The organism is Psychrobacter phenylpyruvicus DSM 7000 = NBRC 102152, from assembly GCF_000685805.1.
GTDB classification, from domain to species: domain Bacteria; phylum Pseudomonadota; class Gammaproteobacteria; order Pseudomonadales; family Moraxellaceae; genus Psychrobacter; species Psychrobacter phenylpyruvicus.
Window position 1 is genome coordinate 1 of sequence record NZ_JMKP01000044.1, and the last position, 17,108, is coordinate 17,108.

The following is a 17,108-nucleotide window of genomic DNA, read 5'->3' on the forward strand; positions in this document are numbered from 1 at the left end:
GTTCTCGCCATGGCTTGAGTTTCCCTATATTTTGTTGATATATAGGATTAAAATAAGGCTTTACTGTATTTTTCAAATTAGGGACACGCCCTAGCAAGAGTTAATGTTGTTAGGTTGCCTGATAAACTTTTTGCAGTCTGCTCATTCATTCCTTGGGCGATAAGTGCATCCGTTACTTTAGATTCAATATCATTAATTGTTGGTGCTGTCGCAGCGACACCGCCTGTTGTTAGAGCACCTTCTAAGCTACCTGCTCCTAATGCACCAATAGCGGTGTGAGCAGCTACCCTGTAAGCACCGCCTTCTTTCCAGTTGTTATAGTCTTGTTCACTTATCTTGAGTTGATGCTTAGCTTGTTGTAGTTTTTGGTTGAGATAAGCTTTTTTATCAGGGTCTTGAGTATCCTCTAGATCTTCGGTTAGCATGGTGACTGCTTTTTGGGCTGTTTTATATGCTTGTGTTTTCTTATTAGCTAACTCAGCCACCGCCTTCGGTGCCTCCTGCCCAAAAGCTCTCGTAATCTCAACCTGAGCCCCAAGCTCTTCATTAACGGTACTCGCATTAAAGCTGTTAGTTAATGGCTCATTTAAACTGTCTTTGGTAGCCGTAGTCACCTCAGCCTGCCCTGCCATGCCTGTTACACCAGCTTTGGTTGTTCTGGTTTGACTGTCGCTATCTGTGCCGTAGCCAATACCGTTCAGACTGGCTTCAGGATTGGTATCTTTGGCTTTACCAATACTAATACCTGCAGCTATGGCTTTAGCATCATAGTTGCTACGATTTTCAATATCTGAGGTCTCTATGCCTTGAGCAAAGACGGATTGGTTATCCTCAGCACTGGCTGTGGTAAAGGCTGCTCCTTTGAATCTACCTTTACCGCCAACGTTTAAATCTGCTTTCTGCGTATAAATAGCCGTTTGCTCAGTGACTGCGGCATAATCGGCATCAATGTTAGTTTTACCGCCATTAATAGATAAGCTGTTTGCTTGGGCATTGCCTGATAGGTCTATATCTGCACTAAACCCTGCATTCTTTTGTTTGCTGTCATAGACGTAAGTATCTTGTAGGCTCTCCATATTAAGGTCGCCAGCAACTTGTCCAGTAAGCTCATCGGTAGTGAGCACGCCCCCTTTAACAGTCATGTCATTACCGATGTCTAAAGTGGTGGTGTTACCAACATCAATATGGCTATTGGCATAAGTAGTGCCGTCACTATTGGCATGTCCTTTAGCACCACTGGCATTGGCGGTGATACCAAAGCTTGCACCCTCTTTACCTGGATTGGTAGAGGCATAAGCACCTATACCAAAGCTCGAGCTTTTGTTATTGCTACGGGTTTGCTCGTTTTGAGCAACGCCTTTTATGTTTAAATCATTGTCTGTTTTGAATAAAGCATTGTTGCCAACAGTTATATCACTGGCGTTGATATTGATATTACTGTCTTTGCCTGCTCCTGTAGCAATGATGGCAAGGTTGTTCGCCGCTTGTATGCTTGAGCCTTGGCTTTGCTCGCTATAGCTTTGTGAGTTCGATTGCGATTTGCTACTACCTATCGTGGCTTGAATGCGAGTGTTGCCCACATCTTTTAGGTTGCCTGTCTGTAGGGCTTTAGCGGCTTGTTTACCTTCGCCATATAACGCTTCAGCTTTTAGTCCTGCACTGATAGCCGCTAAACCTTTCATGCGTTGACTACTGGTGTTACCAGCAGCATCGATGAGCCTATCTATATTTTGGGCACTATCGACTAGTGAGCTTGAGACAGAGACGGTAAGTCCACTTTGTTTAAACTTCTGCTCGCTTTGGTTGGTGTATTTATCCATCTCATTGTCAATGTCAACCGCTTTGGCTCGATAAACAACGTTACCACGCTCTGTATCTGTACTGTCAACGGATTGACGATCACCTATTCCTGCAATCACATTACTGCCTGTTTGCTGGATATGATTGCCAGCTTCTATACTGACGTTGCCATCTATCGCACCAATATTGCTTGCGGTGTGGGTCAGTGCTGTTTGGGTGTTGTCATTGTCTTGTTTTTGCTTACCGATAGTAAATCCAAGGCCACCTGAACTAAAGACACCTGATTTCTTGGTACTGCTCTCACTACTTTTACTTGAGGTGTTTTGTGCCGCTAGGATGTTGACGTTATTACCAGCTTTTATAGAGGTACCCTTATCACCGATGGCATTAGTGGCAGTTAGATTCACGTCATTGCCAGCATCCATGATGACTTTATTGCCTTCGATGTTACTGCTAATGGCAGTATCACTTTGAGAGTCAAATCGGCTTTGGGTGGTGGTTTTGCTCAAAAAGCCTTTGTCAGTGGTTTTATTTGCAGTCGATAGGTTTTGGGTATGACGTCCCTCAGTTAGGGTGATGTCATTACCTGCTTGTAGACCTACTGTGCCATTATCACTGGTAATAGAGACGGCTTTACCTGTGAAATTACCCCCTGAGGTGATGATAATATTATCAGTGCCAGTAATTTGACTACCGATGTCACGGGTTTCACCTTGTTTAAAGTAATTGTTGGCATCACCAATGGCATTGGTTTGATAGCCTGTATTAACAGCATTAAGGTTGGTGTTCCCTGCTGTGTTAATACGGGTGCTACCGCCTTGGTTATCAAGGACGCCTGCATCAAAGGTGGTGTTACCACCAACATTGGCATTAAAGGTGATAAGCGGGTTGCCCTGTTTATCAGTTTGACCTTTAAGCGTATCACCCACATAGATGGTGGCAAGTTGACTGATATCAGTTCGACTGCCTGAGCTTAAGCCTTTAGTTGAGCTAGTACTATAAGTGTCGCTTTGATTGTTAAAGTTACCACCAACTTCAAGGTTTGCCGCACTGCCAGCTTTAATAAGCGATTTGTTAGTAAGATCATTGGCCGTGTTAAGTTGTAGATAGTCACCGGCAATGACACCGCCGCTCTCGTTGGTTAGATTCAGTGATTTTATATAAGCATTGTTACGCCCAACAAGTAGACCTTGATTAGTGACGTTACCTGTCACATTAACCACTAGGTTGTTGGCAGCAATCAAACTACCTGTCCCATCTATTTGACCGACTGCTTGACGGGTATAGACTTTGGGCACTAATGCCTTTTGGGTGCTACCATCAGCTAGGGTGATGGTCTGCTCTTCTATCCAGACGATGTCTGTAGTCAGATTTGCGACTTGCTCAGCGGTTAAGGCAATGCCGGGGCGTAGATTAAGGGCTTTAGCCGCTGTGATGCCAGCGTCCATCAGTCCTTTATACTGCTCGTCATTGCTACGGTAGTCGCCTAGGTAGTAGCGACCTGTCAATGCCATGATTTGATCACGAATAAGTTGCTGCTCATAGTAGCCATCGCCTAGACGCTTATGGGTGACACTAGGATCGAGCTTTAGACGCTGCATCATGTAGTCTGATGAGAGCCATTTTTTATAATCAGCAAAGGCAGGATCGGTCTCTATCAGATAGTCGGCACTGCTATCAGGGTTAATAGCATATAGGCTAATGTTAGGCAGAGTTGGCGTATTATTACTACTACGTATTTCCTCTGATGCACTTTGCGCAATAGTGTCATTTAGACTATCAATTAGATCTTGTACTGCTGCATTATCAATGTCTTTGCCGTTTTTTTGAGCATTTAGCAGGGCTTGTAGTTGCTGCTTTTGGACATCGGTTAACTTACTATTATCAGCTTTTACAAATCCTTCTAGTAGCTTTAACGCATCTTCAGTACCTGTTTTATTAACAGATGGATTTTCAGGTTGACCAACTGCTGTTTGCTTGTCTTGAGCAAGGGTTTCTATGGCAGTTTTAATACTATCAAGGCTCTTAACATCTGATATATTGCCGTCTTTATAAGCAATGACGGCTTTATCTATGTCTTGGTTTAAGATGGGTAGTTCATATGTCTCAGCTAACTCGGTTGGTATAGAGTAGTTATCAATATTACTTTTTTTGGTATAAGGTCTTTTACTTGAAAGTGGATTTCTCTTTTTACCTTTAGTATTATAATTTATTGCACTGGCATTGGCTTTTTCAGTTAGCTCAATGCCCATTGTTGATTGATTATCGACATTGCCACTATTAGGCCCTACTGTATAATTAGATAAGGTCAAGGTTTTTGCATCAACAATAATACTGTTATCATTGATGGCTTTATTGATATTTAGCTTTGTATTGCCTCCCGAGCGAATTAAGCTTGGATCACTTGATACAGTTGTTGCGGTGTATACCTTGTTTGTATAGAACCTTTGAAGATAGCTTCTTCTCTCGTCATCAACCCATAGCCCATAATTAGTATCACCTTCAGGTGTAACAAGTACTTTATGCCAATGATCATTCCATCCACCTAGCTGTATATATGCTTCATCACTAGTATAAATCTTTCCTCCTGCTAAAAAATCCATCACCTGTTGTTCATCGGTTTTTAATAAATTGTAATCAAAATCTGCATTCACATTATTAAGTGTATCAGCACTAATACTCATCCCACCAACGGACTCTATACTGGCACCTTTGTTAGTGACTGTATTTGCTTTGCCTATAGCATGATGATTGGTATCTAAACCGCCGCCTATGTGCAGCTCACCATTGCTAAGGATTTTGGCCTGTCCATTAAAGTCTGAGTTAAAGATACCCGCTCGAGCTTGGTTTGGATTGTTATTAAGCGTTTGCACACCGATATCTAACCGCTCTCGTGCAGCGATAACAGGAGCTGGTTCTGAGCTGACTTTATAGTATTTAGTTAATGAGTCATCATAAGGTGCCTTTAGTATATCTTTAATTTCACTATCTATCTCTTCATCTTCCAATAAGTCTGTAATAAACTGTGGTGGCAATTGGCTTTTTGCATACTCAACCGCACAACCTGGCCCTGCTTCACACTCATCAACCGCCACCTTGCTGAACTTATCAGGCGTATTATTTAAGGTATTCGCCTCGATAGCCAAATGATCACCATAAATACGACCATGGCTATAGTTACCGACACTATCATCCGCTTTCAGATAAGTGTTGCTACCGTTAATTAGCCCTCGGTTATCTATGTTAGAGGTTGCTATCAACTGCGTTGTGCCTTGACTACTAAGCTCGCTGTCTTTTTGGTTATCAATTGTACTAGCGTTGATGGTTAGTGCATTTTGACCTGATAACACACCGGTATTGATAAAATCGCCTTTAGTGGTTAAAGCAACCTCATTGGCATTGATGCTATTGGTACCTGTATAGCGAATATCATCTATAACATTAACATCAGCACGTCCATTTGCTAGTATTTCACCGCCTTGATTACTAAAGCCTTTTGCGACAAGTGCTACATTTTGATTGGCTGCAATACGGCCTGAGTCATTATTGAGGACTAGGGAGCGACTGGTTGTGCTGTTATCGGTTATACCAATATTTTGACTCTGAATAATACCTGATTGATTATTGACTTTAGAAGACGCATTAATAGCGATGGTATCATTTGCTTGGGTCTGTTCAGGTTGGTTGTTACCATCTGTTAGTACCTGACCGTTTTTGTTATTGACACTGCTAGTATTGATATTGATGGTATCACCAGCAATAATGCCTTGAGTTTTATCACCTCCTACCTGTTTGGTATTTTGGTTATCAACTATACCGGTTGTAATATTAACCTTTGAACCACCCTGAATCAGGCTATCTGCCGTATTATTATCAATACGACCCTTATCTGTATTACCAACAGTTAGATCTACAGTATCAGCTACTATTTGACCACCTTGGTTATTAAGCAGCGCACTGTTATTCGCTGTTAAATTAACACCTTTAGTCGCTTGGATTTGACCTTGAGCATTGTTAATGCTATCAGCTGAGGTCAAATTAACCTCTATTGTGTCAACGGCTATATGGCCAGATTGGTTATCTAAACCACCTGCGCTAATATTTGCACTGCCATTAGCTAAGATGCCTTTTTGATTTGCAGCATTTTGCTGATCGGCCTCTACTTTGGTGTTTTGGTTTTGGATGCTACCTTTAGCAGTAATATTCAAAGCCTTATCTTGACTAGTTTGGGCTATAAGACCATCGTTATTATTAATATCGGAGCGACTGTTTAATATAACCTCTGCTGCTGATAGCACGCCTTGGTTATTGTCAATAGCGCCACTATTAATATCAAGTTTATCTGTAGCACCGATAACCCCTTGGTTATTAAGCGCTTGTCTGGTAGTTATAACGTTATTTGTAGCGCCAGTTATTTGTCCTTGGCTTAAATTATTTAAGCCATCAGAATTAAGGACAACCTCATTTGATATTGAGCTTATTTTGGCATCATTGGTAAGTGTTCCTGCTTTGATGACAAGCTGCTTATCACTGGCAATCGTTGCACCACTTAAGTTGGTTAATGAGTCTGTTGCACTAACATTTGCACTACCATTAGCCCAGAGAGTAGCACTTTGTTTATTATCTAAGCGTTGGCTGTTAACCTTAAGATCCTTACCACTTTGGATAAAGGCGTTTTTTCCTTGGTTAGTCACCAAGTCACTATTTAACTGTAAGTCACCAGTTAAGCTAATCAGCTTTCCGTTATCATTATTAATCGACTGACTTTGAACGTTTAAGGCGTCGCCTTGTATACCGCCCTGAGTGTTATCAATATTCTTTGATGCTTTAACAGTCAGTGCGTTATTACTAATAATAGTGCCTTCAGTATTGTCTATACTAAACGCCCTAATATCAGCATTGTCTGATCCATTGTGTACAATCTTACCAGTTCGATTATTTAATTTATCATCTGAATGAACAGTTAAGCGGTTTGCCGTGCCTCCAATAACCCCTTGTTGGTTATTAATATTGCCAGTAGTGATAAGAGTGAAGTCTTTGGCGCCAGTTTGGTTAATACTACCGGCCACGTTTGACAACTCATTGACTTGCCAATCAAACTCTCCTGCTTGTAGGACACCACTATCATTACTGAACTTAGAGGTGGTTATAAAGCTCGCTTTTTGAGAAACATTAGTACTAGCAGCATCAAGAGTGATGTCGCCTGCTTTAGCAGTTAACGTTAAGTTATCACTTTGATTATGACTATCTGTTAAATCAAGCGCACTGCCGGTGAGATTGATATCACCTGTGGCAATATTAGTACCTGAATTTATTTGTTTATCATCACTGAAAACAGTCAGATTGGCATTATTGTCGCTAAGCTCACCCTCAAAGGTAAGACCCGCTATCATCCGACCTTTATTATTCTGAGTAAAGCTTTCTGTGTTAAGACTGGTGTTACCTTGCGACGCTATACTACCTGAGTTATTAACATGTTTAGCGTTTGCAATAATTAAATTATCTTCAGTGTACACATTACCACTGTTACTCAAATTGTCAGAGTCAATACTAAGTGATCCAAGACTTGATATCTTTGCATTGTCATTGACCAGCTGTTTAGCATTGATATCAAGAGCACCTGTGTTATTGGCAATGACGCCGCCTGTGCTATCCTCTTCACTGATACTATTGGTTATATTGCCACTGATATTAAGTCGGCTTGATGTATCTTCAGGCTGTGCTTGCGTATCTGGCTGCGACTGTACTGGATTGACCGCCTGTATACGCCCATCGGTATTGTCTAAAGCGGAGGCACTGATATCAAAACGGCTTGCTTGTACTACGCCTTGCGTATTGTTTATATCACCAGAAACTTTCCATGTTTGATCGCCAAGACTTAATACTTGACCTTTTGTGTTATTGACCTTGCTAGCAGTGATATTTAAGGTATGCTTATTAGATTTGTTATCATTGGTAGTAGCGCTACCTGCGTGTACAATTTTACCATCACTGTTATCAAGACCACTCGTAACAATCGTTAGGTTGTTTGAATTACTGGCAATCTCACCCCGGCTATTGTTAATCCCCTTTAACATTTTGAGGGTTAAATCCTTGCTACCGGTTTGGGTTAATTTGCCGTCTGTATTATTTAAAGCACTCGCTATGATATCAAGTACCTTACCGCTAAGATTACCTTGGGTGTTATCAAGGGTTCCTTCACTGTGTAAACTTAGGGTATCAGTTGCCGCTATAGATGCTTTTTTAGTATTTACGCTACCTGTTGTAGCCTTGGTAGTAATGCCCTGACCTTGAGTGGTACTGTCCTCAAGATTAACATCCGCTCCTGTTAAGCTTACATTGCCTGTCGCAATATGCTGCCCTTGGCTAACAAGATTACCAGTCGTATTCACGGTTAAATTTGAAGTATTACCTTCAATTAATTTGCCTTCAGTGTCCATTCCAGCGACAAGACTACCACTACCAGTTTGGGTCAGACTGCCTGCGCTGATATTTGCATTACCAGCACTTGCGATAGTGCCACTATTAGTAATAGCATCTTTGCTAGTTATCGAAGTTTGATCTTTTGAATATATCTGACCACTGTTATCTAGGCTGGTTGAATGGGTAGTGAGACTGGCTTGAGAGTTGATTACGCCTTTATCATTATTAAGGATATCACTATTAATATGGGCGTCTTTAGTGCTGCTAATGCTACCTTTATTATTAATAAGATTGCCACTGCTATCTATATTAATAGTGCCCTGAGCATTGATATTACCCTCACTATTATTGAAGTTTTTACTGACCACATTTAAATCAGTACTTTGAATAATACCGCTATGGTTATCAATATCTTTTGTGGTCGCAAGATTGATATCAGCAGCACTAGCAAGACTGCCCTCAGCATTTTTAATATCGCTATTTGAGTCAATATTAATGCCACCATTGGCAATAATCTGACCTTTACTATTATCAAAGTTCGCAAGTTTCCAATTGACCGCATCGAGCTGGATACGACTGTCATTATTGATAGCCGACCCATTAGCATCAAGCTTTAATGAGCTTACGCCAATACTTGATTGTCCTGTATTGCTAACTGTGTTTGCCTGTATGTCCATTTTGCCATTGGCATAAACAGACCCAGACTGTGTATTAGATAGAGTGTCTACCTTAATACTACCGTCTTTAGTGATGGTAGGTAACGGTTCAACAGGTGTATTAGGCTGCCCATCAGCAGGGGTATCATCACTGTTATTAATGACACTACCATTATTGGCACTACTCGGAGGTGTTGTCGGTGCGATAACTTCAGGCTTGCTCGGATCGGCGTCCGCTTTTGGATATAAATCTTGACCTATGATAGCTTTATCACGGTTAGCTAAGTTAGTGGCTGCGATAGATAGTTTGCCTGTACCTGTTTGTAGCAGTTTGCCCGTGTTAGTTAGACTTGTAGCTGTTAGGTCAAAGCTACCTGCACGTATCTCAGCGTCTTTACCTAAGTTTTTAATATTAGCTACTTGTTGTAGTTTGGCAGTATCGTAACTACTAATAACCCCTGTATTATCAAGACCATCACTGCTTAAATTAAGCTGGTTTCGGCTACTGGCGATAGTACCTGAATTATTGATCTGGTTGTTATTTACATCAATATCAACTTGACCTTGATTGGCCGTAAGGCTACCGCTATTCACCAAGTTGCCATTGGCATCTAGGCTAAGTGATCCAGAGGTATTAATACTACCGGCATTGGTCACCCCCATGCCTTTATCAGTACCAATCAGCCGAATCTTACCCGCATACATACCACCAAGGCTGGATACATCGAGGGCAACGCCTGTTTGGCTGTTAGTAGTGCTACCACTGGTATTGGAAACTTTTGTATTCTCAGGATTATCTTCATAGCTAACCTGATTAGAGCCAGTAATGACATCAAGATTCCTGGCCGCAATATTGGCATTAATTTGTGCAGTTTTGGAGATAAGCTGAGTGTAATCAGAGTCCCCAGTATTCATACCTGTGCCATCGACACGAAGTATCCCCTCTTTGACATTAAAACCGGTAAGTTTGCCCTCTTTCATCATGGCCTCACCTGTGGTTAAGATGGTTCTTGAGGCATTGATAAAGCCGCAACCTGCACAAGTAATACCTGCTGGGTTGGCGATCACAAGTTCAGCTCGTCTGCCGGCAATTTCGGTAAAGCCGTTTAATTTACTTGGATCACTTGAATTGACTTCATTTAAGATGACTTTGGCTTCTCCGCGAGCAAGCCATGGGTTACCGTCAACCCATCCGGCCATTTGGGTTTGGGTATTAATGCGGCTATTATTTAATATGGCGCCATCTTGCCCGACGTCAAATTGACTAAACACGTTACGGGAGACACCCGCTTTACTAGGAGTTTGAATATTGACTTGAGTGGTGCCATTAGCGGAATTTAGAATGGTCGCTTGCTGGTTTTTTGCAGCAGCTTGATCAGCGATAATTTTGGTATTATCAGCGTGTGAGATATTACTCACACCAACAATACTAGCAAGGCCTAAAGCGAGTAATAGGTGCGACCTTAACGTATCAAGTTTACCACTTTGTGCAGTTACTGAGGTTTGTGAGCCGGCAGCAACTTGGCTGATATCACTGCCAGTGCTAGCTGGATTATTGGTTTTGCCTTGCGAACGGGCAGCTTCAGACACCACCATCAACATACCGCGGGCTTTGTTAAAAATAACTCGGTAGCAATTTGCATTCATAATGGTGCCTTACCTTTTTAATTCAAAATATAATTGATAAAAATGAGATATAAAAAAAGTTACTTAGAAAATTAATACTGCCAACCTAAACTAAAGCCTGTAACCCAGTCTTTGTCACTAAAGCCATCTGGTTGATCAAGCGGATATCCTGCAAATAAATCATAGTTAACGCGAGCAGGCTTTATATAGCCTTTAACGCCGATCACACCGCCAATAAGATGATTACCCAAAAGCAGGTCGTCTTGTTCTTTGTTATCCATCTTCACATAGCCTGCGTCTACGCCTGCATAAATCGCATGTGGCTTGTCACCAAGGTAGGCACTAACCTCTTGACGAATAAGTGCACCATGGTCACCACTTAGGCTACGTTCGCCATCAAAGCCGCGCACTGTGTAGCGTCCGCCTATACTAAATCTATCATTAGGGACCAGTGCCTCTACAGCATATTGACCTTTAATAGTGGCATGATAGTTCAGCGCTTGTTCACCGACAGCAAAGGGTTTATTAACGTCTATATCGGTTTTTATAATGCCAGTACGAGCGCTGCCTTGATTAAATAAGGATTCAGGCGGAGTCATGGCATTAAAAGCCCCTGTACCACGCTGATAGGTTAAATCACTTACAATTTGGGTTTGACCGATACTGGTCTCATGGCCAACACCTACTTTATATCCAGCCGTCTTACGACGTTGTACTTCAACTTCGGTATCGTCAATATAATTGCGCTGCTGTTTGGCGAAAAGTCCACCTGTCAGGTAGGTTTTACTGTGATTATCTCTATGTACTATATGACTGATATTAGCATCTGTAGTATAGGACTCTCCGCTGTAGGTATAGTCTTGATTGGCACCGGCAACGGTTTGATCATAGTCATAACCACTATGGGTTAAGGTAAGTTGGCTATAATGAATAGGTAAGGTGTAACCAATGTTATAACTCCAACTCTCGCCATCTTTATCTGAGCCATCAATATCATCTAGGCTACGGCTATAAGATAAATAAAGCAGGTCGTTATGCCACGTTGGATTATCTAACGATAAAGTCACGCTACCTTGATACTCTCCAGTGCTTTCTTGTCCTGAGTCATCAATACTGGCTGATATTCGTACTCTTTTGTCTTGTTTCCATTTAATAAGAATGTCACTGTAGCCAGGCTTAGCTATACGAGAACTAGGGGCAATAGAAAAGTCAGCATCAGCACTAGGAACACGCTTAAAGTTCTCTAAAGCTTGTTCAATATCTCGAATATTTAGCAAATCGCCTGTTTTAATCGGTATGGCTGGTGAAAAGTTGGCGGGGTTACCTGTTTTATCGGTATAAACGGGGCGATTAGCGCTAATCTCATCAGCGATAATTTGATCAACTCTCCCAGGTATAACGGTGAGATATAAATTGCCTGACTTAAGGTTTTGGTTTTGTACCAAGACTCTTGTAGTTACAAACCCTTTGTCAATAATGCGATTTTGGATGCCACTAACCAATTGGTTAATATCACTGGCACTCATACAACTATCAATAATAGACTGAGGTCCTTGAGTAAAAGGAGACAAGGCAAAGTTAAATTTCTCGGCCAACTCACCGGTTAGATAAAGGTGGTGAATATCAAAGCAAGGTAAATTAGAGTCTTGTTGATTAGTACTTGAAACATCTTGTTGAGGGGTATCAGTTTTAAAAGGTGTGGTATCAATATTAACGGAAGGACTGGGTATTTGTTGCTGCTTTAACTCTTCACTACGTTGCTGTTGATATTGTTCTGGTGTAAGAGCTTGCGCAGGATAGCTTAGAATAATGAGACTAAGCGGCAGTCCATAGGATAAGGGCTTTATAGTTAGCATAAGTGATACTTTTTTTAACAAATTGATAATACAGGATTATCATATTAGTAAAACTAATTTGCAAGTTAATTTACCTTAAGTCATTGATATTTATTCAGGTTTGATTGATATTTATTCAGGTTTAGATAAAAAAGCTTTCTAATTAATTCAAATTAGTAAGTGCATGGTACGTAGTATCAAAGAAGAACTTGATATCAAATGTAGGCGTCATAACTGATTACCAGTGGCAAGCAGTTTATTGAGTTAAATTACAATAAAATCAGGATTTTGTAGAGTTTAGGTATGAAATATCCAAAACAAGTTCGGAAATATTTATATCTTCAAGCTAACTTATTAAAATCTCCAAAGTTTAGAGACACGGATTTGGTGGCAGGTGTCATGGCTATATATGATGATTCAATAAAAAATAAACGGTTTTAACTTTTAAGAAATCGATTCAATGGCATTTAAAAATTCAAAAAAAATATCAAAGATCAAAAATATTATAAAATTCTAGACCTAAATATTCGGACTTATAAAAATTATAGATCCAAAAGTTTCGGTTATTTTCGTGAACATTTTTTATAATTCGGCTCATATACATTATATTAAATTATGCTAAGTGTCAGATATAAAAATCAATCCAACCCTTTTGTTTATATATGTTTATAAGATTAAGCACATTAATATAATTTAGTGGCTCTAGCTCTGTAACAGGGGGGGGTCGCGGGTTCGAGTCCCGTCCGCTACGCCATATTTTAAAACTTATTTGCTTATATAATTAAGCGTACAGTTTCAGCCTCAAGTATTTATGCTTGGGTTTTTTTGTGGGCGTAAGGATGCCAAAGTTCAAACCCTAGTCGTCAGGACAGCTTAAACCTTAGAAATTTCACGCTTATCCAACCAACACCCTGATATAATATTACCCTATAATTTAACAAAACAATTACTTAAGAAAATATTACAAATAATGCATAAAATTAGCACACCAAATAAAGTAGCTATTGCATTTACTACCTGTAATAAGCTGGGGTGAGTCAAAAATCACTCTATCAATACTTTGTTTCTAATCAAGACATATATTAAAAGTGCAAAAAAATAAGATCCAAAATTTGTGAAACTTGATACCAAATCAATAACCCAATTGTGACTTATAAACTCGACACGAACGACATACTCAATCACAAAAAACAGAACAATAAGAGTCAATCCTTTGATAATGTTTTGACGGTTACGAGCAACAATATTATTTCTGACATACAAAACAAAAAAAGGGATTGAAGCAATCATACTAGGAGAGTCAAATAGTGCCCCAACAATAAAACCAGATGACAATTCATGAGACATCGGACTAGTATTTAAAAATGTATGAATAGTAGTCTTCTAAAGACTAGGATTAGAACGATTAAACTTAGAAAAAACTTCGAAATTTTTATTTGATTTCTATTTAAAACATCTATTGAGATAATTGATAGTAAAAATATTATAAAGAATGTTATAAAACTTAATAAATAATGATTTACATTGTTAATAATGTTATTTAAAACTTGATAGGCTAATACCTGTAAATGGTTGAGATTACTATCACTAATAGTTGCATAAGCTATAAAAAACAACCCACCGTAAAAAAAGATTATTAAGGTAGAAGATAGAAGGAACTTCATATTAGCAAAAAAAATACTTGTGTGCGTTGTTTTATAATGAAGTTACAGACTTTATCTGCATATATCCTCATTGTCATTGTAATTCATTACCACACACCCTATCTAATTTTATTCTCTGATATCAATAGCTTTATGAGCTTATTTACAGTCAAAGCCCTATTATTAAAGTATTTGGCTTCAATGGACTTAGGATTCTCTCATTAAATACAATAATTTAAAAATATCTTAACATAGAGATATTTTAAAAGTTAATTTAATTGCTGCTCCATCTTTTTTAGTAAAATATTTAAGATATCAATCTCTTCTTTACTCAGTCCCTCAAGTAATTTATTCTCTAATTTTAGATGACTAACTATAGCTTTATTAATTAGCTCAAGCCCATCTGAACTTAACTCTACAAGCAAACTACGTTTGTCCTCAAGGTTTTCTACACGTCTGATAAGCTCTTTTTTTTCTAAGCTTTGTAATCGGTTGGTCATCGTACCAGAGCTAACCATCATACTATCAAACAGCTCGGTTGGACTTAAACGATAAGGACTTCCCGCGCGTCTTAGTGTCGCTAAAACATCAAATTCCCAATGACTTAAATTGTGGTTTTCCTTATAGTTAGCCATAAGTTTTCGCATTATAATGACTTCAAGCCGTTTTATACGACCCAGTGTTTCCATAGCCACTAGTTTTTCTGCTTCAAACCCTTCTCTTTGCCATTGGTTTATCAATATATCTACAGCGTCCATATAAGTAGTTTCATTATTTGGCATTCAAACCTCTTTAATAATTAACTTGAATCTAAACTAGTAAAATAAATCCCAAACTAGAATCATAATATTTATCTTGACATAAAGATAGTTTGTTATAAGATATAACTATCTTTATATCGAGACAAATTATGTCATTTATACCTGCTAACTCGAATACGTCTAATAAAGCTCCAACCCCTATTTTTAATATTCTATTAACAATGTTGGCTCCTATCTTTTGGGGCACAACATATGTAGTTACAACCCAATTTCTTCCCACTAACCTACCACTTTTTGCTGCAGTTATAAGGGTTCTACCAGCAGGAATAATTTTAATATTAATGTCCAGAAAGCTACCCCAATCAGGTCAATGGGGTCGTATACTAATATTATCCTTTCTAAACATCAGTTGTTTTCAAGCACTACTTTTTGTAGCTGCCTACCGTCTGCCTGGAGGTATTGCAGCGATAGTCAGTGGTATTCAGCCTCTAATAATTATGACGTTATTATGGCAAGTCAATCGTATTGCGCCAAGACCTATCACATTGACGGCAACTATAACTACTATAATGGGTATGGCATTGCTACTCATCAATCCTAATAGCTCATGGGACATCATTGGCTTAATTGCTGCGCTATTGGGCGCAGTTTCGATGGCATTTGGTATCTATCTAACCAAATTATGGAAACCTAACGTTAGTAATCTCACGTTTACAGGTTGGCAATTATTATTTGGAGGTGTGATGTTATTACCCTTGGCTTTATTCTTAGAGACTTTCCCAACCTCACTTAGCATAAATAATATACTGGGTTATGCCTACCTTTGTATTTTTGGCTCGCTTATCGCCTATGCGTTATGGTTTAGAGGTATTGAAAAACTACCTTCGGTTGCCGTTTCAATTCTCGGTGCTTTAAGCCCTATCACTGCAACTATTATTGGATGGGCATTTTTAAATGAGCGCTTATCTACCCTACAAGCCATTGGGTTTATCCTCGTACTCATTTCTGTATTTGTGGTTCAGTTTACTAGTAAAGCAGATAAATTATGAAACTATTTACAACTTCTTAATAAGCGTAGCTCTTATAGTTACTAAGATTCCGAAGGGGTTATAGACCAATCAACCTTTAAGAATCTAGTCTATCAGGCTATACTTACACCTTCTGCCTACTATAAGGAAAATGTGCAACTTATAGCAGTAAATTCAATTACTTAAAAGCGTCAACTTCTCAATGTCTGTTATCATCAAGATAAGATTGGGGGTATCCGTGTAACATTTATTATTTGTGGCTAAAGTAGTGGCTATAAAAATATACAACGATAATTGTAATCTAGCCTACTCACCAAGAAAACTGAACCAGACATATTAAATAGCTAGTTGATGTAACAAATGAAACCCACACTAATGATCCTATATGAAGGTGAGATGAAGCTTTTCAGGGGTATAGTTTCGTATTCTCTTGGAGCGTTGAATTTCCGACAGTCTCGGGGCGTTTCACCTGATAAGAATAAATGTTGACAAATTTTAGATTTTATTGGAAATAGCAATTTTAATCATCGCTTAGAAATTTTATACAATTATAGTTTACATATATACTCAAGCCCTAAAATATAATTTACCCATATTTTCTAAAAAACAAGTTAAAAGTGAAAAATATAACTACTTCTATAATTAAGAAAATAAGTATGAAATAAATATTCATATTTTCAATTATCTCACTAACCGAATTGCTAAGAAGTATCACTCCACATAAAGTTAATATATATTTTGACGGGCTCCTATGGTTTAAAATCGTATAAACATACGATATTAGGATCATTCCAATACAATTATAAATTAACGCAAGATTGAACATTTTAAGTATCCATTGCTAAGCTAACTTAAAGTATTAAAAATATTATATTTACCATAAACCCAGTTTATTATTTTGAGACAGTTATTTTATTCAATGTCACAAATATTCAATAAACTCGCTAAATTGCTAGTATTTCAGATTAACATCTCCTAGCGGTATAGTTAAAAAATATACTAAATTTAGTTTTTCATATTTTTATCAGTACTTGATATTGTTAATATAAAATAAACAAACAAACCTAGCATTAATGAAAGCAAAAACAGTATTGATATACTTTCTAAGGTTATATTGCTATTTTGAAAAAAATCTCTTAAGAGATTAATTAACAAAAAAAGTAAGCCAATAAAAAAGCTCACATATCGTTTTACTCTGATACTTTTTCTGTAAGCATCCGACCATCCCATCTTTTTTTCTATTAAAAAATGCGAGATAGTGTCCATGAACAAATAATCGTGGACACTAACATGACAACACAATCTCCTAATACACCCAAACGAAGAACTTACAGCG

General features: G+C 38.6%; 4 protein-coding genes. 1 reads left to right on the forward strand and 3 read right to left on the reverse strand.

The features are described from left to right. Positions 1-77 precede the first annotated feature (77 nt). From G561_RS0112135 to G561_RS0112150, 3 genes are all read right to left on the reverse strand, one after another. Positions 78-10,526: a two-partner secretion domain-containing protein gene (locus tag G561_RS0112135; protein ID WP_028859797.1), complete on the reverse strand. Its 10,449-nt coding sequence runs from the start codon at positions 10,524-10,526 to the stop codon at positions 78-80. A gap of 71 nt (positions 10,527-10,597) precedes the next feature. Then, positions 10,598-12,361: a ShlB/FhaC/HecB family hemolysin secretion/activation protein gene (locus G561_RS0112140; RefSeq protein ID WP_051584546.1), complete on the reverse strand. Its 1,764-nt coding sequence runs from the start codon at positions 12,359-12,361 to the stop codon at positions 10,598-10,600. Positions 12,362-14,252: 1,891 nt separating this feature from the next. Further along, positions 14,253-14,765, reverse strand: a complete 513-nt coding sequence (locus G561_RS0112150) for a MarR family winged helix-turn-helix transcriptional regulator (protein ID WP_028859800.1) — start codon at positions 14,763-14,765, stop codon at positions 14,253-14,255. Between the two features lie 200 nt (positions 14,766-14,965). On the opposite strand from G561_RS0112150, the gene G561_RS0112155 reads away from it, so the two are divergent. Then, positions 14,966-15,793 (forward strand): EamA family transporter, encoded by an 828-nt coding sequence (locus G561_RS0112155; RefSeq protein WP_037032425.1) that lies wholly within the window; start codon positions 14,966-14,968, stop codon positions 15,791-15,793. The last annotated feature ends 1,315 nt before the right edge of the window (positions 15,794-17,108 follow it).